The organism is Buttiauxella sp. (genome assembly GCF_035271705.1).
Classification (GTDB): domain Bacteria; phylum Pseudomonadota; class Gammaproteobacteria; order Enterobacterales; family Enterobacteriaceae; genus Buttiauxella.
Window position 1 is genome coordinate 15,067 of record NZ_DATERI010000010.1, and the last position, 24,241, is coordinate 39,307.

Here is a 24,241-nt window from a genome sequence, read left to right on the forward strand (position 1 = left end):
GCGCTTATCCACCCTACAGAATCACAGACCGTAGATCGGATAAGCGAAGCGCCATCAGACATATTATCTGGTGAAAGATGCTATCGCTTTTCCAGGCCTGCAAATACCGCCGCAATGGCGACAGCACCAGGATCTTTCACTCCTTTTAGGTTCTTGCTATTCACATACGACGAGCGTCCCGCGTTGGCTTTTTCCATCTGCGCGGTGGCTTCTGCTCCCTTTTGTGCGGCTTTCACAGCCGCATTCAAGTCACTATTTTTTAGCGCTTCTAACGCAGGCTGCAACGCATCAATTAATGTGCGATCACCAAGATCTGCACCACCGTAGCGTTTCATCTGTGCAAGGCCAAACAACAGAGCATCCACGAGCGTCTGCTTTTTAGCCATTTTTTGCCCACTCGCCGTGAAGAAAATAGACATCAGTACGCCGCTTGAGCCCCCCATCACCGTCGCCAGGCGTTCCCCGATTAACTCCAGCAATGCAGCGCTATCATTGAGTGGCAGTTTGCCGTCCTCATTGAGCTGCGCAATATCTCTCGCACCTTGTGCAAACGTGTAGCCGGTATCACCATCCCCCACTTTCGCATCCAGCGCATTCAACGCTTTTTCTTGCTCAATGAGCGTGCGCGTGATGCTTACAACCAACGATTTGACGTCTGCGTTTTCCGACGGTTTCACCGATGATTCTATACGTATTACTCTGTGTTTTTTTATTGGCATTGCGTGGAACTTCACCAAAGGACACCACCCAGCCGTTTCAACATCTGCCTGCAATGCTTTGATAAATTTATCATTGAGTACAATGGCGGACAGTGAAAACCCTTTCATATCCAGTGCGGTGACCAGCGGAGCTGGGCCAATCAAATAGTCGATTTGATCCTTTAATTCTGAATGCGCCAACTCTTTGGTGAGGATGGCCATTTCCAGAGATGAAACACCGCCAAGATTGTTAATCATCACCGCGAGCCTTGCGTCACTGCCGGTTTTTTTCCGCAAATGTTTCACCAGCGTAGCAATCATCTTCTGGCTATTTTGGCTCTCCAGCGTGCTGGCACCAGGTTCGCCGTGAATCCCCAGCCCTAACTCGACATGCCCGCTTTTGATGCGCCCTTCTACCTCATTTTGATCCGGCAGATTGCAGGTTTGCATAGCGACACCCATGCTGGCAATGCTGTCACAGGCACTTTGCGCGATGTCTCGAACATCACCCAAAGACTTCCCCTGCTCTGCGGCAAAGCCCGCAATTTTGTGCACCAGTACCGTTCCGGCAATCCCACGAGGTTGTTTGTTATCGGGCAGCGAAATATCGTCACCCACGATAACCATCTCCACTTTCAGGCCGTGTTTTTTGGCCTTCTGCGCGGCAAGCCCGAAATTGAGACGATCGCCAGTGTAGTTTTTGACGATAAGCAAACAACCTCGATCACCCGTGACCGCCACAATCGCGTTTAATACCGCATCCACGCTTGGCGAAGCAAACAGGTCTCCGCAGACCGCCGCGGTTAGCATCCCTTTGCCGACAAAACCTGCGTGAGCCGGTTCATGACCCGAGCCACCGCCTGAAATAACCGCAACTTTGCTTTTGTTCCAGTCCTTGCGTACCACCACACGAATGGCGGGATCGGTATCTAAGCGGGTCAAATTGCGAAAACGAGAACTGATGATGATCCCTTCAATGGCATCACTGACCATTTGATTGCGGTCATTAAAGAAGAATTTGGACATAGCTTCCCAATAATAAGTCGTACATATGCAAAGCATAGTCTTTGCTGCGAGAGATGTCGCAAACCGGTGCAAGGTATTCAAACTGCGGGTGAACGGCAAAATGCACCGCCAGCAAAAGGCGACTCTGTTGCGGTAGATGAAGGTATTATGGGTGGGCGTAGGCGCTAATATTCAACATTTGAACTCAGGCCCGAGCGACCTCAACATGCAGGTAGGCGGCAATCGAATGAATCCCGATGAGCTTACTCAAGTAAGTGATTCGGGTGAACGAGAGCAGCCAACAACCCTGCATGCTGAAGGGCGAAGGGTATTAGCCGGAGCGCTTCATCATCAGCCAAAGACTGATTAAAAAGAAAGTGGCACTTGGCAGCAACGCTCCCAAAATCGGCGGGATGCTGTACACCAGGCTCAGCGGGCCAAAGATTTGGTCGAGTACATAGAATACAAAACCAAAACTGATACCGGTGACGACTCTCACCCCCATCGGCACACTACGCAGCGGGCCGAAGATGAACGACAGTGCCATCAACATCATTACCGCGACAGAGAGCGGCGCAAAGATTTTGCTCCACATATTGAGCTGATAACGCCCTGCATCTTGTCCGCTGGCTTTAAGGTACTTCACATAGTTGTGCAGGCCGCTAATCGATAGCGCATCCGGGTCGAGTGCCACCACGCCCAGTTTGTCTGGGGAGAGGTTTGTTTTCCACTCACCGCTGACAGTCTGTGAGCCGGTAATTTGTTTCTGGTCGCTGAGATTAGATTCATCAACCTGAGATAATCGCCATATTTTGTGCTCCACATCGTATTGGGCAGACGCGGCATAGCGCACTGATTCCAGGCGTCGTTCTTTCGTAAAGGTATAGATGCTAACGCCTGCGAGATCGTTGTTACCTTTCACACGTTCGATATAAACAAAGCTATGGCCATCTTTTGCCCATAAACCTTGCTGGGTAGTCAACAAAGAACCGCCGTACATCTGTTGCGCACGGTAGTTACGCGCCATCTGTTCACCTTGCGGTGCCACCCATTCGCCAATAGCCATCGTCAGCAACACCAGCGGAATCGCCGTTTTCATGACTGACAATGCAATTTGCATGCGGGTAAAACCGGAGGCTTGCATGACCACCAACTCACTACGCTGGGCCAGCATTCCCAGCCCCAATAACGCACCAAGAAGTGCGGCCATCGGGAAGAATATCTGAATGTCTTTTGGAATACTGAGGACGGTATAAATCCCGGCTCCCATCGCCGAATAGCTGCCCTGCCCAGCCTTTTTTAACTGGTCGACAAACTTAATAATGCCCGACAACGACACCAGCATGAACAGCGTCATCATGATGGTGGTGAAGATGGTTTTACCGATATAACGGTCGAGAACACCAAACATTTATGCCGCTCCTCGTGTTTTGCTAAAGCGTGCACGTAGCTGGCGCATCGGCACCGTATCCCACACATTGAGCACAACTGCGATGGCAAAATAGACCAGGTTAACCAACCACATCCAGAACATTGGGTCGATTTTCCCCTTCGCCGCATTCGATTTCAGGGAGGTCTGAAGCAGGAAGAACACCAAATACAGCAACATGGCTGGCAACATCGAAAGCACACGACCTTGTCGTGGGTTCACCACACTCAGTGGAACAACCATCAGCGCCATGATAAATACCGTCAAAACCAGCGTGAGACGCCAGTGATATTCAGCTCGGGTATTAGGCGCATCGCTTGCCCACAAAGCACGCATGTACATCTGACTGGAGTCATCGGGATCAAGTGCTACCTTCTGGTGCCCAACAATCGCCTGGTAATCGAGGAAATCCGTGACACGGAAGTCACGCAGCAGTGCGGTGCCTTCAAAACGAGTACCGGTATTGAGCGTCACCACCTGGGAGCCATCTGACCGCTGTGATAAATGTCCGGAATCGGCCACGACAACGGATGGACGTGAGTTCCCTTTCGGGCGCAATTGCGCAAGGAACACATCGTTGAAACTTGAACCGTTGACGCTCTCGATAAACAGCACTGAGTTGCCATCGGTCGCTTGCTGGAATTGCCCTTGAGCAAGAGCCGCCATGCCCGGGTTCGCTTTGGCTTCTGCCAGCACTTCATCCTGATGACGCGAAGACCATGGACCGAGCCACATCACGTTGACGGTAGCAACTGCGCCAGTAAAGAGTGCGAGGATCATTGCAGCTTTGATCAGCACCGCTTTACTCAAGCCACAGGCATGCATTACCGTGATTTCGCTTTCGGTATACAGCCGGCCAAACGTCATGAGTAGCCCAAGGAAAAGGCTAAGAGGCAGGATAAGTTGCGCCATTTCAGGCACACCCAGTCCTAGCAGAGATAAAACAAGGTTTGTCGGAATGTCACCGTCAACCGCCGCTCCAAGGATCCTGACCAGCTTCTGACAAAAGAAAATCAGCAGCAGGATAAAGAGGATCGCAAGTTGGCTTTTGAACGTCTCCCGAACCAGATATCTTATGATAATCACATTAAATACGCCTGTGAAAACGAGTCTTTTTGCAGGAAAATTGCTTGTTTCATCGCTTATACGTCATTTATTCTCTTGAATCGTCGAAAACATCGCTAAGATTAATTAGCTCGGCATGTTTCTGGCTAAGGGTGATTTAATTGACGTCGCCAAAACAGTAAAAACATACTCGTAAGATTAACACGAAGTCATCGCAACCGCGGACATGAGTTACGCAAGCTTGCAATTCTAGCTGTAGCCACCGTCGTTGTCTTTAAGATTCAGGAGCGTAGTGCATGGAGTTCAGTGTAAAAAGCGGTAGTCCCGAGAAACAGCGTAGTGCCTGCATCGTTGTGGGAGTCTTTGAACCGCGTCGCCTGTCCCCGGTCGCAGAACAACTCGATAAAATCAGCGATGGCTACATCAGCGCCTTGTTACGTCGTGGTGAGCTCGAGGGAAAACCCGGTCAAACTTTATTGCTTCACCATGTTCCGAACGTGCTCTCAGAGCGTATTCTGCTGATTGGATGTGGCAAAGAACGTGAACTGGACGAGCGTCAGTATAAGCAAGTTATCCAGAAAACGATCAACACGTTAAATGATACAGGCTCCATGGAAGCTGTTTGCTTCCTGACCGAACTGCACGTTAAAGGCCGTAACACATACTGGAAAGTACGCCAGGCTGTGGAAACGGCAAAAGAGTCTTTGTATAGCTTTGATCAGTTGAAGACCAACAAAAGCGAGCCACGTCGTCCGCTACGTAAAATGGTCTTTAACGTGCCAACCCGTCGCGAATTGACCAGTGGCGAGCGCGCCATCCAGCATGGTCTGGCCATTGCTGCTGGTATTAAAGCGGCAAAAGATCTTGGCAATATGCCACCAAACATCTGTAACGCGGCATACCTGGCTTCGCAAGCGCGCCAGTTGGCAGATTCTTTCAGCAAAAATGTGGTCACTCGTGTTATCGGCGAGCAGCAGATGAAAGAACTGGGCATGCACTCCTACCTCGCGGTCGGTGATGGTTCCCAGAATGAATCGCTGATGTCGGTTATCGAATACAAAGGTAATGACTCACCGGATGTGCGCCCAATCGTGCTGGTCGGTAAAGGCCTAACGTTCGATTCCGGCGGTATTTCCATCAAACCAGCCGAAGGCATGGATGAGATGAAATACGACATGTGCGGCGCAGCTTCTGTGTACGGTGTTATGCGCATGGTTGCAGAACTTAACCTGCCGATAAACGTGATTGGCGTGCTGGCAGGCTGTGAGAACATGCCGGGTGGACGTGCTTATCGTCCAGGCGATGTGCTGACGACGATGTCCGGTCAAACGGTCGAAGTGCTGAACACTGATGCCGAAGGCCGTCTGGTACTGTGTGACGTGTTGACCTATGTTGAACGCTTCGAGCCAGATGTGGTTATCGATGTCGCGACGCTGACCGGCGCATGTGTGATTGCGCTTGGTCATCACATCACCGGTTTGATGTCTAACCACAACCCGCTGGCACACGAACTGATCGGCGCGTCCGAACAAGCGGGTGACCGTGCGTGGCGTCTGCCGATTGCTGATGAGTACCAGGATCAGTTGGAATCCAATTTTGCTGACATGGCAAACATCGGTGGCCGTCCGGGTGGCGCAATTACTGCGGCTTGCTTCCTGTCACGCTTTACCCGTAAGTACAACTGGGCTCACCTGGATATCGCAGGTACGGCCTGGCGTTCAGGTAAAGCCAAAGGTGCTACCGGTCGTCCAGTGGCGTTATTGTCACAATTCCTGTTGAACCGTTCAGGGTTTAACGGCGAAGATTGATTTAGCACCCTACCTCTCTCTCACTGACGAGAGAGGGGTAACACCATTACCAATAAAAAGCTGGCCTAATGAAAAACGCGACGTTCTACCTGCTCGACAATGACACGCCCTGCGGGGATCTGAGTGCCGTTGAAGCGTTGGTGTGTGAACTGGCGGCAGAAAGCTTTCGTGCAGGAAAACGCCTGCTGATTGCTTGTGTTGATGAACAACAAGCTATCCGTCTGGATGAAGCACTATGGCAGCGCGACGCACACGCGTTTGTACCGCATAATCTTGCCGGTGAAGGCCCGCGTTATGGTGCTCCGGTAGAATTGGCCTGGCCGCAGCGACGTGGGAGTTCACCACGCGATGTGCTGATTAGCCTGTTGCCACAGTTCGCAGATTTTGCCACCGCTTTCCATGAAGTGATAGACTTCGTACCTTACGAAGAATCCCAGAAACAACTGGCCCGTGATCGCTATAAGGCGTATCGCGTTGCTGGTTTCCACTTGACTACGGCGACTCATACCCCGCCGGGAACGACATAGCAGACAATGGAAAAGACATATAACCCGCAAGATATCGAACAGCCGCTTTACGAGCACTGGGAACAGCAGGGCTACTTTAAGCCAAATGGCGACACCAGCCAGGAAAGCTTCTGCATCATGATCCCGCCGCCGAACGTTACCGGCAGCTTGCATATGGGTCACGCCTTCCAGCAGACGATCATGGATACCATGATTCGTTACCAGCGCATGCAGGGTAAAAACACCCTGTGGCAGGCGGGGACTGACCACGCCGGCATCGCGACCCAGATGGTCGTCGAGCGCAAAATTGCCGCCGAAGAAGGTAAAACACGCCACGACTATGGTCGCGACGCCTTTATCGAGAAAATCTGGCAGTGGAAGGCAGAGTCTGGTGGCACCATCACCCGTCAGATGCGTCGTCTTGGCAACTCCGTAGATTGGGAGCGTGAACGCTTCACCATGGACGAAGGGCTGTCCAACGCGGTGAAAGAAGTGTTCGTTCGCCTGTACAAAGAAGACCTGATTTATCGTGGCAAGCGCCTGGTAAACTGGGACCCGAAACTGCGTACCGCTATCTCCGATCTGGAAGTAGAAAACCGCGAGTCCAAAGGTTCGATGTGGCACCTGCGTTATCCGCTGGCTGATGGCGCGAAAACCGCTGATGGCAAAGATTACCTGGTTGTCGCTACTACGCGTCCAGAAACCGTGCTCGGTGATACTGGTGTGGCAGTGAACCCAGAAGATCCGCGTTACAAAGATCTGATTGGCAAATTCCTGGTACTGCCGCTGGTTAACCGCCGCATTCCTATCGTTGGCGATGAACACGCTGACATGGAAAAAGGCACTGGCTGTGTAAAAATCACGCCTGCGCATGACTTTAACGACTATGAAGTAGGTCGTCGTCACCAGCTTCCAATGATCAACATCCTGACCTTCGACGGTGATATCCGTGAAGCGGCAGAAGTGTTTGATACCAACGGTGAAGAATCTACCGTTTACGCAACCGAGATCCCCGCTCAATTCCAGAAATTGGAACGTTTTGCCGCACGTAAAGCTGTGGTCGCGGTGTTCGATGAAATGGGTCTGCTGGAAGAGATCAAACCACACGATCTGACCGTTCCTTACGGCGACCGTGGCGGCGTAGTTATCGAACCGATGCTGACCGACCAATGGTACGTGCGCACGGCTCCGCTGGCGAAAGTCGCGGTTGAAGCTGTTGAGCAAGGCGACATTCAGTTCGTGCCAAAGCAATACGAAAACATGTACTTCTCCTGGATGCGCGATATTCAGGACTGGTGTATTTCTCGTCAACTGTGGTGGGGCCACCGCATCCCGGCTTGGTACGATGCCGAAGGCAACGTCTACGTGGGTCGTGACGAAGCGGAAGTTCGTGCTGAAAACAATCTTGGCGACGACGTGGTGCTAAACCAGGACGAAGACGTGCTGGACACGTGGTTCTCCTCCGGCCTGTGGACGTTCTCCACTCTCGGTTGGCCTGAGAACACCGAAGCACTGCGCACCTTCCACCCGACCAGCGTCATGGTCAGTGGCTTCGACATCATCTTCTTCTGGATTGCGCGCATGATCATGCTGACCATGCACTTCATCAAAGACGAAGACGGCAAGCCACAGGTTCCGTTTAAAACCGTTTACATGACCGGTCTTATCCGCGACGACGAAGGGCAGAAAATGTCCAAGTCCAAGGGTAACGTTATCGATCCACTGGATATGGTTGACGGTATTTCCCTGGAAGACCTACTTGAGAAGCGTACCGGTAACATGATGCAGCCGCAGTTGGCTGAGAAAATCCGCAAACGTACCGAGAAGCAATTCCCGAACGGTATCGAGCCACACGGCACCGATGCACTGCGCTTTACGCTGGCAGCTCTGGCCTCTACCGGTCGCGATATCAACTGGGATATGAAGCGCCTGGAAGGTTACCGTAACTTCTGTAACAAGCTGTGGAACGCCAGCCGTTTCGTGATGATGAATACCGAAGAGCAGGATTGCGGCTTTAACGGCGGCGAACTGGTTCTGTCGCTGGCGGACAGGTGGATTCTGGCTGAATTCAACCGCACAGTGAAAGCGTATCGTGAAGCGCTGGACAGCTATCGCTTTGATATCGCTGCCAACATTCTGTATGAATTCACCTGGAACCAGTTCTGTGACTGGTATCTGGAGCTGACTAAACCGGTCATGAACAGTGGTACTGAAGCGGAACTGCGCGGCACGCGTAATACGCTGATTAACGTGCTGGAAGGTCTGCTGCGTCTTGCACATCCGATCATTCCATTCATCACTGAAACCATCTGGCAGCGCGTGAAAACCTTCAAAGGCATCACCGAAGATACCATCATGCTGCAACCGTTCCCGGCGTATAACAGCGCGCAGGACGATGAAGCTGCGTTTGCAGATACCGAGTGGCTGAAGCTGGCTATCACCGCTGTGCGTAACGTTCGTGCTGAGATGAACATTTCTCCGGGCAAACTGCTGCCAATCCTGCTGCGTAATGTGAGCGCGGAAGCGGAACGTCGTGTCAATGCGAACCGTACCTTCCTGCAAAACCTGGCGCGTCTGGAAAGCATCACTCTGCTGCCTGCTGATGATAAAGGTCCGGTTTCCGTGACCAAAATTATCGAGGGTGCAGAACTGCTGATCCCAATGGCAGGCCTGGTGGATAAAGCCGCTGAACTTGCCCGTTTGGACAAAGAGATGGCCAAGTTGGATGTGGAAATTACCTCCATCGAAAACAAGCTGTCCAACGAAGGTTTTGTGGCGCGCGCGCCAGAAGCCGTTGTCGCAAAAGAACGTGAACGTTTGGCTGCATGTGGCGAAGCAAAAGTGAAACTGACTGAACAGAAAGCGACAATCGCCGCACTGTAATTCGTTTCGCTGAAAGTAAAAGGCCGGGAAATTTCCTGGCCTTTTTTATGAATGATTGAAAAGCTCACTCTTGCACCCTTTCCGAGGGAGTGCTATTAACTCGCAATATATGTTTAAAGGAACACGAGCCCAATTATGAATCTTGCTGCTCCGGTTGAAATCGCGCTGCGCCGGATAACCGCCTATGACAATGCGGCTATCGCGCGTGTTATCCGCGAAGTCTCTGCTGAATATGGTTTAACTGCTGATAAAGGCTATACCGTGGCCGATCCTAATTTGGATGAATTGTTCCAGGTTTATAGCAAACCTGGACATGCATTCTGGATTGTAGAACTGGACGGTAAAGTGGTCGGTGGTGGTGGTGTTGCGCCATTAACCTGCAGCGAGCCAAATGTTTGCGAATTGCAGAAGATGTATTTCCTGCCAGTGGTGCGAGGCAAAGGTCTGGCAAAACGTCTGGCTTTGCAGGCGATGGACTTTGCCCGTGAAGAAGGCTTTAAACTCTGCTATTTGGAAACCACGGCGTTTCTGACAGAAGCCATTGCGCTGTATGAGCGTCTGGGCTTTGAACATATTTCTGAGCCGCTTGGTTGTACCGGACATGTGGATTGCGAAGTGCGGATGCTCAAATCCCTGTAAGCGAAATAAGGCGAGTGCTGACTCGCCTGCTATGACGTTCAAATAGCCGTGATGGGTACGCCGCTGTGAAAACGAAACTCACTATCCGGGCTGCTAATTAAAGCCGCTTCTACCTCACCAAAGAAACGCACTCGGTCACTGATATCTCCACCCGCTATTTTCTCCGCTAAGGCTAAATAATCCTGATAATGCCGGGCTTCTGAACGCAACAGTGACAAATAGAATTTTTGCAGCTCATCATCCAGATGTGGTGCCAGCGCGGCAAAACGCTCACACGATCGCGCCTCGATATACGCACCACAAATCAATTTATCCACCAGCATCACTGGCTCATGGGTTCGCGTTTGGCTAAGCAAACCTTTTGCATAACGACTGGCGGTCATTTTTACGTAGGGAATGTTGCGGGCGAGCATGATCTCGCGCACCTGCCAGAAGTGGTGTAATTCCTCTTTAATCAACAAAACCATACTGTCGATGAGTTGCTGGCCCCAGACGTTTTCCGTTTTTGGCATCACGCTTTTACTCAGGCTTTTATGCAGCGCGATAAAATCAGGTTCTTTACCTTCACGGAAGGTGAAATCTTCGTAGGGTTTTAGCCAGTCGAGTAGCGTTTGAGCACTACTGCTATCCGCGACATATTTGCGAATCAAAAACATCGCGGTTTGCGCCGCTTTAAGTTCGCACACCAAATGGTCAGTCAGCAACAGGGGTAGATACTCTGGCTGTTTGGCTTTTTCGATCCACGCGTCAGGCGTTGGGCAGTGCAGGAAATTGAGTACCGGAGAGAGGAGTTGCGGGTAGTTCATAATGGAGGTTGTCTTTCCTTGATGTGCAGCGGCATGACGCCGCTGCACTGAAGAGATTAGTGGCGTACGCCGTCGTCATCTTCATCTAATGAATCTTCGTCATCACCTTCTTCACCCTCTTCACCGTTCGGGTCTTCGAAGTAAGTGCCCCAACCGTCATAATCCACACCGAATTTCTCGGCGAGGTTCAGCAGCTGTTCAACCTGCTCATCCAGCAGCTCGGCTTTCAACGCACATTCGCTCAACACGTCGCAGCAGATAACCGTGTCACCCTCTTCCACTTCCAGCTCTTCTGGGTCAGTCACTTCGTAGCCCATTTTGAAGGCTTCAACAGCGGCTTTTTCAAGAGTTTCGAAATCGTCTGCGGAAAGGTGATGTTCGATAGTGTACAGCGCGTCAGGATCGCTGCCGTCTTCCAGTAATTCTTCAATAATCAAACGCGTCTCTTCGCGTTGCTCTTCCAGCAGTTCTGGATTTGCCATGGCCCTTTCCTCAATTTTGTAGGCAGATACTTCTATTTTCACACACGGCTGAGTTTGCCTCCACCTTTCCCGCTAAAGATTTTACTTTCGGGGTTGCAAATGAATATCCATACATATAAATTGAATTTATATTCAATTACTGGCTTGTGCCATGAGAGGAAGATATGAGTCATTTCTATCAAAAGCATTTTCTAAAATTACTGGATTTCACCCCCGCACAACTTCATGAATTACTCGCCCTTTCAGCTAAATTGAAAAACGATAAGAAAAAAGGCACTGAAGTTCAGCATCTTACTGGGAAAAACATCGCGCTCATCTTCGAAAAAGACTCGACTCGTACGAGGTGCTCTTTCGAAGTTGCCGCATTTGACCAGGGTGCACGTGTCACCTACCTCGGCCCAAGCGGCAGCCAAATTGGGCATAAAGAATCAATTAAAGATACGGCTCGCGTATTAGGCCGGATGTACGATGGCATTCAGTATCGTGGGTTTGGTCAGGAAATCGTTGAAACGCTGGCGCAGTATGCTGGTGTGCCGGTGTGGAACGGGCTGACCAACGAGTTTCACCCAACGCAATTACTGGCGGATTTGCTGACCATGCAAGAGCAATTGCCTGGCAAAACCTTCCAGCAGATGACACTGGTTTATACAGGCGATGCGCGTAATAACATGGGCAATTCGATGCTGGAAGCTGCCGCGTTAACCGGGCTGAATTTGCGTCTGGTGGCGCCACAGCCGTGCTGGCCGGAAGAAACACTGGTAACCGAATGCCAGGCTCTGGCTGCGCACAACGGTGGGAATATCACCCTGACAGAAGATATTGCCGCAGGCGTTAAAGGTGCCGATTTTATTTATACCGATGTGTGGGTGTCGATGGGTGAGGCCAAAGAGAAATGGGCGGAGCGTATCGACCTATTGCGAGATTATCAGGTCAATCGCGCAATGTTGGAACTGACCGGCAATCCTGATGTGAAATTCCTGCACTGCCTACCCGCTTTCCACGACGACCAAACGACGCTAGGTAAGCAAATGGCGGAACAATATGGCCTGCATGGTGGTATGGAAGTGACGGACGAAGTGTTTGAATCACAAAACAGCGTGGTGTTCTCTCAGGCTGAAAACCGCATGCATACCATTAAAGCGGTGATGGTTGCGACGCTTACGGACATTTAAAAAAGAAACGGCGGATAGCGCATGCGCATATCCGCCCTGCTATTTACAGCGTGTTGATTTTTACACCATCAACATTTTCACGACGACTTTACGCACGAGTGCTGGGTTGCCCACCGCACACAGTGGCTTGTGAACTTCGCCCGGGTAGAACACCACGAAATCCCCTTCGTTCATGATAATCGTTTTTTCTTGCTCGCCTGCTGGGAGGAACGCAATGTCTTTTTCCGCCAACCAGTCAGTCTCAGGCGTGCCCGCAGGCAGACAGCTAAACGTCATCCCTTCCTGGCCACTCATCAGAATCTGGATATCAAGATAGCGCAGGTGAAATTCCGCCGGGCGCTCTTCAATTGGCTGTGTGGAATCTTCAGCAACCAGCATAAACAGGTTGTTACCGTCGATATCATGCTTCCCAAGTGGAGTTTCTGGGGTGACATGTTGTTTAACGTGCTCAATCGCCAGGCGAAGTTCTTCCGGCAGCCAGGATTGCAGAGAGTGAATGTTGCCAATGATCATGATCTATACCCTTTTTGAAACGATGTTTTATTATCGTATTTATACGAGTATTCACCTTCTACCGCTACGAGTTTTTTATGAAAATCTGTGCTGCATCCTAAAAAATTTGCGTTACATCAAGGCAGCACAAGTCTGATACCTAAAGCGGCAGGTAAGCATCTTCAGCAACCCATTACTGACAGTTTAAATATGTGAGTTAATCGCTTGAAGTGTCCTCTTACATGCGTATAATTCGCCACAATTTGCCGGGAGGAAGCATGGTCCAGTGTGTTCAAAAAATTGCCACACCACGTCGTCTAAAAGACGGCGCGAACCTGTTTTTCTTTCCGTTGCTTCAATCAATTCCAAAGGCCCCTCATTGAGGGGCCTTTTTTTTTGCCCGACGTCCGAGAACAGGAGATAACCATGGCTAACCCCCTTTATCAAAAACATATCATTTCCATAAACGATCTCAGTCGTGAAGAGCTTGAACTGGCACTCTCAACTGCGGCAAAACTGAAAGCCAATCCGCAACCTGAACTGTTGAAACACATCGTTGTTGCCAGCTGTTTTTTTGAAGCTTCAACACGCACACGCCTGTCGTTTGAGACTGCAGTTCACCGCCTGGGCGCATCGGTTGTCGGGTTCTCAGACAGCAGCAATACTTCGCTTGGGAAAAAAGGCGAAACGCTGGCCGATACCATTTCGGTCATCAGTACTTATGTTGACGCCATCGTGATGCGCCATCCGCAAGAAGGGGCCGCGCGCCTGGCGACAGAGTTCTCTGGCAATGTACCGGTGCTGAATGCGGGTGATGGTGCCAACCAGCATCCGACTCAAACGCTGTTGGATTTGTTCACCATCCAGGAAACGCAGGGCCGTCTGGAAAACCTGAATATCGCGATGGTCGGTGACCTGAAATATGGCCGCACCGTGCATTCTCTGGCGCAGGCACTGGCGAAATTTGAAGGCAATCGCTTCTACTTCATCGCACCCAATGCACTGGCAATGCCGAAGTACATTCTCGATATGCTGGACGAAAAAGGTATTGCCTGGAGCTGCCACGAAGATATCGACGATGTCGTGGCTGATTTGGATATTTTGTACATGACTCGCGTACAGAAAGAGCGTCTTGACCCATCGGAATACGCCAACGTGAAGGCGCAGTTTGTTCTGCGTGCCGCAGACCTGGTTGATGCTCGCGAAAACATGAAGGTGCTGCACCCGCTGCCGCGCGTTGACGAAATCACCACAGATGTCGATAAAACGCCGCACGCCTGGTATTTCCAGCAGGCAGGAAACGGTATTTATGCCCGCCAGGCTTTGCTGGCGTTAGTTTTGAATCCTGAACTGGTTTGAGTAAGAGGAAGATTAAGATGACACACGACAACAAATTACAAGTTGAAGCGATTAAACGCGGTACGGTTATCGATCATATTCCTGCTCTGGTGGGCTTTAAGCTACTGACGCTATTCCAGTTAACAGAAACCGACCAGCGCATCACCATCGGTCTGAACTTACCTTCAAAAGAACAGGGCCGTAAAGACCTGATTAAAATCGAAAATACCTTCCTGACGGATGAGCAAGTTAACCAGTTGGCGCTGTATGCACCGCAGGCGACGGTAAACCGTATTGATGAATATGAAGTGGTCGGTAAGAGCAAACCGAGCCTGCCTTCGCGCATCGATAAAGTGCTGGTCTGCCCAAATACCAACTGCATCAGCCGTAGTGAACCCGTTCATTCTTCATTTGCAGTGAAAAAAATCGACGAAAACATCAATCTCAAATGCAAATATTGTGAGAAGGAGTTCTCACATTACGTTGTGCTAGCTGATTAATCATTGCCGCAAAAGCTCTCGTCCCTATAATGGACGGGAGCTTTTTTGTTTGCCTACTCATCACGATTAATAACCTTTAGATTTCGAGTTGCAGGTAGGCGGCAAGTGATCTCATCCCCAGGAGCTTATATTAATAAGTGACTGGGGTGGGAGCACGCAGCCAACACCCCTGCGACTTGAAAGATATGGTTATTCTAAGGAGAAAGAATGTCTCGTATTATCAGCACCGAAAACGCACCAGCCGCTATCGGGCCATATGTTCAGGGTGTCGACCTGGGCAGCATGATTATCACTTCCGGCCAAATCCCAGTTAACCCAAAAACGGGTAGCGTGCCAGAAGATGTGGCGGCACAAGCGCGTCAATCTTTGGAAAACGTGCAAGCAATCGTTGAAGCGGCGGGCCTGAAAGTGGGCGACATCGTTAAAACAACTGTTTTCGTTAAAGACTTAAATGACTTCGCAACCGTAAATGCGACCTACGAAGCCTTCTTTAATGAGCACAAAGCGACTTTCCCAGCGCGTTCTTGCGTCGAAGTTGCTCGTCTGCCAAAAGATGTGAAAATTGAAATCGAAGCGATTGCTATCCGCCGCTAACGATTCAATTTAAAGGCCGTCATCGCGGCCTTTAAATTTTGTCGGATAACGCAAGTGTACGACCTACAAATTACTTCACACACGCTCGCAATAGTTTCTGCAACGGATAAACCGCCGCAATCACCACTTCATCCTGTGTTTGTGCTGCGTCATCGAGCTGTTTCTGGATGGCATGATATTCATCTGCACTCAATGTTCCCTGTTTCGCCACCAGATCCGTTAACCGTAATCCCATGCCTGCCAGTTTATCGACATTTTCAGCCACCGGTTTTAATGCCTTGAGCTGATAATTACCATCGATCAGTTCCAGCACATCTGTCGTGTTGCTTTGCCAGCGCGCGAAGGTATGACGCAGAGAAACCGCGCTGTTGCCGTCTTCCGGATCGGCAACCAGTTTTTCAACCCACAGTTCCAGCGCCCGTACCTGCGTGCTTTCCGCGCTCAGCGCATCCGCAAAACGGTTTAGCGGTTCGAAGTGATGGTAATTTCCGGCCTGGAATTTCAGATGCTGACGCGTGTAGTACTGTGCTGGTTCAACGGCCTGAGCCAGAATTTGTAACGGCATAATGTCCGGCGTTCCCGCCAGGCGCGTCAATTGCTGAACAGCCGCCGTGTGCTGCTGCAAGCCAACAGATACGGTTGACCAGGCATCTATCGTCTGCAAGCGCTGGTACATGTTATCGATGTCTTTCACATCTTCCGTCGACCATAAACGCTCTGCTACCGCAAAAGTACGTGGCCACAGTTTGATATCCAGCAATGGCGATATCACGTTTTCAGCCCATAGTGCCGCTTCACCACCGAGAATATTGGCCATCTGTTCAGGCGTTGGCACCACCGGTTGGATGCCGTCTTGCACATCATCTAGTTTTTGGCCAGTTGCCGGATAACGCACGTTGCCCACCAGCAAATAGCCGCTCAATTTATCTTTATCGAGTGTTAATACCGGACGCGTTTCCCCCATCCAGGTATCAACGGTAAAGGTCACTTGCGTCGGGCTCAGCCACTCAATATCACGCACCGCACGACGGGATTTACCTTTAAAGTCGATAAATCCGCGCCAGGCAATATTGCTGTTCACGAGTGTAAAACTGCCTTCTACCGCACTGCCTTTCAGGCGCGGCATACTGAAGAACCAACTTTGAGCACTGTCTTCATCGGTCATCTTGTCGATGCCATTCAACCCTTGAGGCAGGATCTCATTGCGGTAGTGGTATGCGGTTGATTGCGGCTGATCCACGTAAAATCCGGTGGAGAGGATACCTTTATAACCGTTAGCCGCGACCGTCCCTAATGCATCCTGCCCTTGCCAGGATTGGATCAGGATATTTTTCGGTAGATCCGGATGATAGATCTCATCCCAGCCCATCATTTGACGATGATGTTTTTCGAGGATCTTTTCCAGCCGCTGGTTGAAGTAAGTCTGTAAAGCGTGGGTATCAGCCAGATTATGCTGCTGCATAAACGCCTGAATGGCTGGCGACGCTTTCCATTGCGAGTCATCGACTTCATCGCCACCGATGTGTAAATAGCTGTCTGGGAAAATAGCGGTCAGCTCATCAATCAGCGTATCAACAAACTTATAGGCAGCTTCGTTGGTCGGGTTAAGCAGCGGTTTTAACACACCCCAATGCCGCTCCATTTGATACGACCCTGGCACACTCATCAATTCTGGATAAGCCACGGCAATGGCCGAAGCGTGGCCAGGCAGGTCCATCTCAGGCACCACACGAATGCCGAGCGATGTCGCGTAGCGCACCACTTCTTTCATCTGCGCCTGGGTATAAAAATCACCGTCACTGGCCAGTAGCTGCAATTTTGGATAAGCGGTGGAAGCAAAGCGCCAGCCTTGATCGTCAGTCAAATGCCAGTGAAAAACGTTCATTTTGGCGGCGGCCATCCCGTCTAACTGGCGCAGAATATCTTTGACTGGCATGAAATGACGCGCTGAGTCGACTAACAATCCGCGCCATGGGAAACGTGGCTGATCTTTGATGGCAACATATGGAATGGTCGTGTTTTCAGGACCGTTCTGGATCAGCTGTAATACTGTTTCCATGCCGCGCATGGCACCAAAACGCGTGTTCGCCGTGAGTTTTACCCCATCTGAGGTGACGCTTATTTCGTAGCTTTCGTCGCTGCCAAGGTTAGGTAATGGGGCGACGGCTTTTTTGATTTGGATATCTATCGTGGGTTTTGCAGGGTTGGCCAGTGCCGGTTGCAGTTGCCAGCCAGTCTGTTGGGAAATTCTCTGCCGCCAGCGCTCGGTAGCACCTGGTAGTTTATCGCCCGTTATTTTAATAGAGAGTGTGTTGTCGAGAACCAACATCCCTTCGGCTGATGGACGCTCAACTTGCTGTGGCCATGGCATTAATGGTAGATCACCTGCAGGAGCAGCCCAAGCCTGGCAAGTTGCAGCGATACAACCAGCCAACAGGCATAAAGGTATTGATTTGAACATGAAAATTCCTTTCACAATGACGGGCTGAAACGCAAAAACTATCTGGTAACACGTGTAGAAATATTCAGCAACACAGCGACGAGATGCAGATCACATCTCGCCAGAATTAAGATTTCTGCCAGCCGTAACGGCGGCTATAGAAGCCTGATCGCCAGGGATATCGTTGATATTTTCCATTGTGGTATGGTTGGCAAACTCTACTCTATAAAAAAACGATTGTTGGGAAGAACAAGAACAATGCAAAACCGTCTCACCATCAAAGACATCGCGCGTTTAAGCGGCGTGGGTAAATCCACTGTCTCGCGAGTTCTGAATAATGAAAGCGGGGTCAGTGCTCGCACCCGTGAGCGCGTGGAAGCGGTGATGCAGCAAGAAGGTTTCTCCCCTTCGCGTTCGGCACGCGCCATGCGTGGCCAGAGCGATAAAGTGGTCGCCATTATTGTGACGCGTCTGGACTCGCTTTCGGAAAACCTCGCGGTACAAACCATGCTGCCATCGCTCTATGAGCAAGGCTATGACCCGATCATGATGGAAAGTCAGTTTTCACCAAAACTGGTTGAAGAGCATTTGGGTGTATTGCAGCGTCGTCATATCGACGGCGTGATTTTGTTTGGTTTCACCGGCATTACCGAGAAAGTTTTGCAGCCGTGGCAGTCAATGCTCGTTCTGATGGCCAGAGATGCCAAAGGGTTTGCTTCCGTGAGTTATGACGATGAAGGAGCAATCAATATCCTGATGTCGCACCTTTATGGGCAAGGCCACCGGCAGATTAGTTTCCTCGGTGTTCCCCATAGCGATGTCACCACGGGTTACCGCCGCCATCAGGCCTATCTTGCTTTCTGTGCAACCCACCAACTGACAGCTAACTTTGCACTGCCAGGCCTGGCCATGAAGCAAGGCTATGATCATGTTGAAGAAGTGCTGACTTCCGAAACTACCGCTCTGGTGTGTGCCACCGATACCCTCGCTTTGGGTGCCAGTAAATATCTGCAAGAACATCAACGTACCAGCCTGCAATTGGCGAGCGTCGGCAGCACACCGCTGATGAAATTCCTCCATCCAGAGATAATCACCGTTGATCCTGGCTACGCTGAAGCCGGTCGTCAGGCCGCCAGGCAGTTGATCGGCCAGATCACACAAACCTGCGATCTACGCCAGATCGTTATCCCGGGATCATTGCAGTAACCTCCCCCTCATTTACGGTTTATTGTGATCGTCGCTGCGTTTCGGGAACGTTCCCATTTTAGAGAAAAAGAATAAAAGATAACCTTGCTGGCAGAAATACCTCACTACCTCGGGACATCATAATGGCCAAAGTGGAACAACAGAATATAGACAAGCTGATAGAGCTGGTCGGTGGACGTGCGAATATCGCAACCGTGAGTCACTGTATTACACGCTTGCGTTTTGTATTGAACAACCCAGTCGCTGCATCACCAAAAGATATTGAAGAATTACCGATGGTGAAAGGCTGCTTTACCAACGCCGGGCAGTTCCAGGTGGTGATTGGCCCAGAGGTGGGTGATTACTATCAGGCGTTGATCGCCACCAGCGGCCACAGTAATTCAGACAAAGAACAAGCGAAGCTCGCCGCACGCCAGAATATGAAATGGCATGAGCGTTTGATCTCCCACTTTGCCGAGATCTTCTTCCCTCTGCTACCCGCATTAATCAGCGGCGGTTTGATCTTAGGTTTCCGTAATGTGATCGGCGACTTGCCAATGAGCAACGGGCTTACGCTTGCGAAAATGTACCCGTCGCTGCAATCGATTTATGACTTCTTATGGCTGATTGGCGAGGCGATATTCTTCTATTTGCCAGTCGGTATTTGCTGGTCAGCTGTGCGAAAAGTCGGCGGGACACCTATCCTTGGGATAGTCCTTGGCGTCACGCTGGTATCACCGCAGCTGATGAATGCTTATGAATTGGGTAGCAAAATTCCTGAAGTGTGGAACTTTGGCCTGTTTACCATCGAGAAAGTGGGCTACCAGGCACAGGTGATCCCTGCGTTGTTGGCGGGCCTGGCTCTGGGCATTATTGAGACGCGTCTGAAACGCATCGTGCCAAATTACCTCTATCTTGTAGTAGTGCCTGTCTGTTCATTGATTCTGGCGGTATTCCTGGCACATGCGTTTATCGGCCCATTTGGCCGCTGGATTGGTGACGGGGTGGCCTTTGCGGTTCGCCACTTGATGACCGGTAGCTTTGCCCCGATTGGTGCCGCACTGTTTGGCTTCCTGTACGCACCGCTGGTGATTACCGGTGTGCATCAGACGACGCTCGCCATCGATATGCAGATGATTCAGAGCATGGGCGGAACGCCTGTTTGGCCACTGATTGCACTGTCTAACATTGCTCAGGCATCAGCGGTTCTTGGCATCATTATTTGTAGCCGTAAGCATAACGAGCGTGAGATTTCAGTTCCGGCGGCGATTTCTGCCTATCTCGGCGTGACCGAGCCGGCGATGTACGGCATCAACCTGAAATACCGTTTCCCGATGCTGTGCGCGATGATCGGCTCGGGTCTGGCTGGCTTGCTATGTGGTTTGAGCGGCGTGATGGCGAACGGTATTGGCGTTGGCGGCTTACCGGGCATTTTGTCCATTCAACCGCGTTACTGGGAAGTTTATTCCCTCGCGATTCTGATAGCCGTGATAGTGCCGATGGTACTGACTAGCGTCATGTATAAGCGCAAATACCGTCAGGGATCGTTGTTGGTGGTTTAGTTTTTTATGATTTAGTTTTTTATGATTTTGTTTTCAACACATGCCCTAAATAATTCGAGTTGCAGCCAGGCGACAAAAGAGCTCATCCCCAGGAGCTGACTAAAGTCAGTGACTGGGGTGAGCGAGTGCCGCCAACACCGCGGCAACTCGAAGTATGACGGGCATTTAGGAATGATTTATGAACACAACTCCCTGGTGGCAGCATGGCGTCATCTACCAGATTTACCCGAAGAGTTTCCAGGACACGACCGGGAATGGAACCGGCGATTTAATCGGCGTTATCAAGCGCCTTGATTATCTCAAGTTGCTGGGTGTTGATGCCATTTGGCTGACGCCGTTTTATGTCTCTCCGCAGGTCGATAATGGCTATGACGTGGCGAACTACTGCGCAATCGATCATACCTACGGCACGCTGGATGACTTTGATTTACTGGTAGCAGGCGCCCACGAGCGCGGTATCCGCGTCATTCTGGATATGGTGTTTAACCATACTTCCACGCAGCATGCCTGGTTCCACGAGTCACTGAACAAAGACAGTTCTTATCGCGAGTTTTACATCTGGCGTGACGGTACGCCGGAAACTTTGCCCAACAACTGGCGATCTAAATTTGGCGGTAACGCCTGGCGCTGGCACGCAGAGAGCGGCCAGTATTATCTACACCTGTTTGCACCGGAGCAGGCGGATCTCAACTGGGAGAATCCGCAAGTGCGCACCGAGTTAAAAAAGGTCTGCGAATTCTGGGCTGATCGTGGCGTGGATGGCCTACGCCTCGACGTGATTAACCTTATCTCTAAAGACCAGGATTTCCCGAACGATATTGAGAGGGGTGACGGTCGCCGTTTTTACACCGACGGGCCGCGCATTCATGAGTATTTGCAGGAGTTCAGCCGCGATGTGTTTGTCCCACGTGAGTTGATGACTGTGGGCGAAATGTCTTCCACAACACTCGATAACTGCCAGCAGTATGCCGCACTCAACAGCAATGAACTGTCGATGACGTTCAACTTCCATCACCTGAAAGTGGATTATCCTAACGGGCAGAAATGGGCATTGGCAGCCCCTGATTACATCGCGCTGAAAGCGATTTTCAGCCACTGGCAACAGGGAATGCATAACGTGGCATGGAATGCGCTGTTCTGGTGTAACCATGATCAGCCGCGCATTGTGTCGCGCTTTGGTGACGACGGTGAACTGCGTGTTCCGGCAGCTAAAATGCTGGCGATGGTGCTACATGGCATGCAAGGCACACCGTACATCTATCAGGGCGAAGAGTTGGGGATGACCAATCCGCATTTCAAACGCATCATTGATTACCGCGATGTCGAAAGCCACAACATGTACGCCGAGCTGCGCGCGCAGGGCCGGGACAGCGCCAATCTGTTGGCGATCCTTGCCCGTAAATCTCGCGATAACAGCCGTACGCCGATGCAGTGGGACGATGGCGAAAACGCAGGTTTCACCATCGGCACGCCGTGGATTAACCTGTGCGACAACTATCAAACCATCAATGCCAAAGCAGCAGTGAATGACCCTGATTCGGTGTTTTACGCCTATCAGCGCCTGATTAAATTGCGCAAGGCAAACCCGGTCTTCACTTGGGGTAACTATCAGGACCTGCTGCCGGAACACCCGTATTTGTGGTGTTATCGTCGCCAATGGCAAGGCCAAACGCTGGTTGTTGCCGCAAACCTCAGCCATGAAAATCAGTGGTGGATGCCAGAGGTCTTCGAAGGCGATTGGGAAGTGCTGATGAAGAACTACGCTGATGCGGCGGGTAAACCAGGCGAAATGAGCTTACGGCCATTTGAGGCGGTTTATTGGTTGCAGTAATTTTAAATAGCAGATAAAGGCATCCATTGAGTGTTTATCTGCTTTTACTCTTTTATACCCGTCATCCTTCAAGCTGCATCTTTGTTGGCTACGCTCGCTCGCCCAGGTCACTTAGTTTACTAAGCTCCCAGGGACTCGCTCTCTTGCCGCCGTGATACAACTCGAATTATTTTGGGTATAGTATTTCCCAGTATTACTATACAACAAATGGATCATAAAACCTTTAACACACCGTAATTAATTAATCACAATTTTTCCTGCCAACTTTTCATTTATTTGACAGGATGCTTATGAATACCTCTAATTCAAAAATAGCATTACTGACTTCATTAATAATATCTAATGCCGCCTGGTGTGCCACTACCGCCGTTGATGTACGATTCGGGCATAATACAAATTCAGATGTTAATGATTCGCGTATTAAAGTGATGCACCAGGCAGATAATGGTTTTTATTCTTCTGTTGAAGCAGCACAAAATCATAATGATACGTTTTTTGGCGATACCGATCGCCTGAATTCTGAGGACAAAGGCTTAACATAAGCAGCCCAGGAAATTGAAACCCGTTGGCGTTTTGATCTCGGCAATGGCTATGCCGTTGCTCCAAGTATAGTCACTGTTTTACCAGTACCAATACTCATTATCGTCCGTTTATTCAGGGCTGAACGCCGTACATCGAACTCGTTTCACTGGATAAAACCTACATCAACGAAGACGGTAATCACGAGAATGATTACGCCGTGCGGCTTGGGCTGGCTAAGTCTTTATAAACAATTGGATCAGACCGTATTGCCCTGTCAAAGTTGACAACCGATGCGGTCTACCGCCATCAGCAAATCCAGTTGCCCTTAACGCTGATATAAGGAAATTGGATTGCGGTTAATTTCCAATGGCCAGTAAACATTTCCTTTATTTTTTTTGAATTTAGAAATAGGCATTTATTTACTGAGTGTTTTCGGATTAACACCCAGAGCCTGTGCTGCATAGGTTATTGGTATAATTTTGTTCAAGAACCAGCACCGCCGCCTCACTTTTAAACTATACTGTAAAATGTCGCTTCTGTTCCACTGAACACCTCCATCATGACTGACAGTTTAGTGTCCTGTTAATTCAACCAAAATAGTTTTACTCCCTCGATACTGTCGGTGAATCTACTGTAATAAAATTTTCATGATTTCCATCCTGTTGTATGAAGTGGAATAATTTTGGTTTTCACGTTAAGAGCATCCAAAAACACCACCGGATGCATATGCCACAGGACTTCACTGCTGCGGATCTCCGGCACCTCCTTCATCCACACCAGCTTGTTTATATACTCCTGATTATATAATGCCAGCTCAGGGTAGCTTTTTCTCTGTTCATCCAGGGCCGCCTGCCAGAGCGCCGTCATACCATCCTTCAGCCATTCACTGTGATGCTTCACCACCAGGCGTTGTACCTGATGCCGGATATCGGGCTGGTGATTATGCAGGTACCGCCACAGCTCGTTGGTATCTATCAAACCATCCTGATTCATATCCATCTGCTGAAGTAACTTCTTATAGCTTTCAGCCTCACCCGACGAATAGGTGTCACTGGCATCGCTTCGGGTCAGCTTTTCCAGCCGGCCAAACGCCTGACGCAACCATCCTTCTTTCGGGGTCTGGAAAAAGCTCCGGGGCTCCTCATTTTGCTCCAGCCGGATAAAACCACGTTTTTCAAGATCAAACTGATTCACTTTCTCCACATCATTAGCGGGTATCCATGCCGACTCTGCGGGAATTTGATACCAGGTTTTTCCGTTTGATTCCTTACTCTGGCACTCGCT

General features: G+C 50.3%; 19 protein-coding genes and 1 pseudogene. 12 read left to right on the forward strand and 8 right to left on the reverse strand.

The annotated features are described in order from the left end of the window. Positions 1-80 precede the first annotated feature (80 nt). The 3 genes from VJY99_RS00850 to lptF all read right to left on the reverse strand — a co-directional run bounded on the left by VJY99_RS00850 (position 81) and on the right by lptF (position 4,218). Positions 81-1,724 (reverse strand): glycerone kinase, encoded by a 1,644-nt coding sequence (locus VJY99_RS00850; RefSeq protein WP_324115427.1) that lies wholly within the window; start codon positions 1,722-1,724, stop codon positions 81-83. A 310-nt stretch (positions 1,725-2,034) separates the two neighbouring features. Then, positions 2,035-3,114 (reverse strand): LPS export ABC transporter permease LptG, encoded by a 1,080-nt coding sequence (gene lptG, locus VJY99_RS00855; RefSeq protein ID WP_324115429.1) that lies wholly within the window; start codon positions 3,112-3,114, stop codon positions 2,035-2,037. Then, positions 3,115-4,218, reverse strand: a complete 1,104-nt coding sequence (gene lptF / locus VJY99_RS00860; protein ID WP_324115431.1) for an LPS export ABC transporter permease LptF — start codon at positions 4,216-4,218, stop codon at positions 3,115-3,117. It lies immediately after the preceding gene. A 275-nt stretch (positions 4,219-4,493) separates the two neighbouring features. Between lptF and pepA the strand changes: the two genes are divergently transcribed. From pepA to VJY99_RS00880, 4 genes are all read left to right on the forward strand, one after another. Further along, entirely contained in the window at positions 4,494-6,005 is a 1,512-nt protein-coding gene (pepA, locus tag VJY99_RS00865) for a leucyl aminopeptidase (protein ID WP_324115433.1), read from the forward strand. A gap of 68 nt (positions 6,006-6,073) precedes the next feature. Next, the gene (locus VJY99_RS00870; protein WP_324115435.1) at positions 6,074-6,532 is read left to right on the forward strand and encodes a DNA polymerase III subunit chi; all 459 of its coding nucleotides are present in this window, start codon (positions 6,074-6,076) and stop codon (positions 6,530-6,532) included. A 6-nt stretch (positions 6,533-6,538) separates the two neighbouring features. Continuing rightward, positions 6,539-9,394, forward strand: a complete 2,856-nt coding sequence (locus tag VJY99_RS00875) for a valine--tRNA ligase (protein WP_324115437.1) — start codon at positions 6,539-6,541, stop codon at positions 9,392-9,394. A 135-nt stretch (positions 9,395-9,529) separates the two neighbouring features. Continuing rightward, positions 9,530-10,033, forward strand: a complete 504-nt coding sequence (locus VJY99_RS00880; RefSeq protein ID WP_324115439.1) for a GNAT family N-acetyltransferase — start codon at positions 9,530-9,532, stop codon at positions 10,031-10,033. A 38-nt stretch (positions 10,034-10,071) separates the two neighbouring features. Here VJY99_RS00880 and miaE read toward each other — a convergent pair whose 3' ends face one another. Next, positions 10,072-10,839 carry a tRNA isopentenyl-2-thiomethyl-A-37 hydroxylase MiaE gene (gene miaE / locus VJY99_RS00885; RefSeq protein ID WP_324115441.1) on the reverse strand — a complete coding sequence of 256 codons (768 nt, stop codon included), beginning with the start codon at positions 10,837-10,839 and terminating at the stop codon, positions 10,072-10,074. 56 nt (positions 10,840-10,895) lie between these two features. Further along, positions 10,896-11,321: a ribonuclease E inhibitor RraB gene (rraB, locus tag VJY99_RS00890; protein ID WP_324115443.1), complete on the reverse strand. Its 426-nt coding sequence runs from the start codon at positions 11,319-11,321 to the stop codon at positions 10,896-10,898. Positions 11,322-11,485: 164 nt separating this feature from the next. Here rraB and argF point away from each other — a divergent pair, with 164 nt between their 5' ends. Further along, complete coding sequence (argF, locus tag VJY99_RS00895) at positions 11,486-12,493, forward strand: ornithine carbamoyltransferase (protein ID WP_324115444.1); 1,008 nt, start codon at positions 11,486-11,488, stop codon at positions 12,491-12,493. Positions 12,494-12,553: 60 nt separating this feature from the next. On the opposite strand, the gene VJY99_RS00900 is transcribed toward argF, so the two are convergent. Continuing rightward, positions 12,554-13,006 carry a YhcH/YjgK/YiaL family protein gene (locus VJY99_RS00900; protein ID WP_324115446.1) on the reverse strand — a complete coding sequence of 151 codons (453 nt, stop codon included), beginning with the start codon at positions 13,004-13,006 and terminating at the stop codon, positions 12,554-12,556. 405 nt (positions 13,007-13,411) lie between these two features. Here VJY99_RS00900 and pyrB point away from each other — a divergent pair, with 405 nt between their 5' ends. From pyrB to ridA, 3 genes are all read left to right on the forward strand, one after another. Next, positions 13,412-14,344, forward strand: coding sequence for an aspartate carbamoyltransferase (gene pyrB, locus VJY99_RS00905; protein ID WP_324115448.1), 933 nt, complete (start codon positions 13,412-13,414; stop codon positions 14,342-14,344). 17 nt (positions 14,345-14,361) lie between these two features. Then, a complete protein-coding gene (gene pyrI, locus VJY99_RS00910) occupies positions 14,362-14,823 on the forward strand; it encodes an aspartate carbamoyltransferase regulatory subunit (protein WP_324115450.1) in 462 nt (153 codons plus the stop codon). Between the two features lie 207 nt (positions 14,824-15,030). After that, positions 15,031-15,417, forward strand: coding sequence for a 2-iminobutanoate/2-iminopropanoate deaminase (gene ridA / locus VJY99_RS00915; RefSeq protein WP_324115452.1), 387 nt, complete (start codon positions 15,031-15,033; stop codon positions 15,415-15,417). A gap of 70 nt (positions 15,418-15,487) precedes the next feature. On the opposite strand, the gene VJY99_RS00920 is transcribed toward ridA, so the two are convergent. Further along, positions 15,488-17,878, reverse strand: a complete 2,391-nt coding sequence (locus tag VJY99_RS00920; RefSeq protein ID WP_324115453.1) for a beta-N-acetylhexosaminidase — start codon at positions 17,876-17,878, stop codon at positions 15,488-15,490. Positions 17,879-18,115: 237 nt separating this feature from the next. Here VJY99_RS00920 and treR point away from each other — a divergent pair, with 237 nt between their 5' ends. The 4 genes from treR (at position 18,116) to VJY99_RS19630 (ending at position 22,977) form a co-directional block, all read left to right on the forward strand. Further along, on the forward strand, positions 18,116-19,063 hold the full coding sequence (gene treR, locus VJY99_RS00925; RefSeq protein ID WP_324115455.1) for a trehalose operon repressor TreR: 948 nt from the start codon (positions 18,116-18,118) through the stop codon (positions 19,061-19,063). 122 nt (positions 19,064-19,185) lie between these two features. Then, positions 19,186-20,604, forward strand: a complete 1,419-nt coding sequence (gene treB / locus VJY99_RS00930; RefSeq protein WP_324115457.1) for a PTS trehalose transporter subunit IIBC — start codon at positions 19,186-19,188, stop codon at positions 20,602-20,604. 178 nt (positions 20,605-20,782) lie between these two features. Beyond that, a complete protein-coding gene (gene treC, locus VJY99_RS00935) occupies positions 20,783-22,435 on the forward strand; it encodes an alpha,alpha-phosphotrehalase (RefSeq protein ID WP_324115459.1) in 1,653 nt (550 codons plus the stop codon). 290 nt (positions 22,436-22,725) lie between these two features. Next, positions 22,726-22,977, forward strand: coding sequence for a hypothetical protein (locus VJY99_RS19630; RefSeq protein WP_414641550.1), 252 nt, complete (start codon positions 22,726-22,728; stop codon positions 22,975-22,977). A 625-nt stretch (positions 22,978-23,602) separates the two neighbouring features. Here the strand turns inward: VJY99_RS19630 and VJY99_RS00945 are convergent. Beyond that, positions 23,603-24,241, reverse strand: a pseudogene (locus tag VJY99_RS00945) (hypothetical protein); the annotation flags it as partial.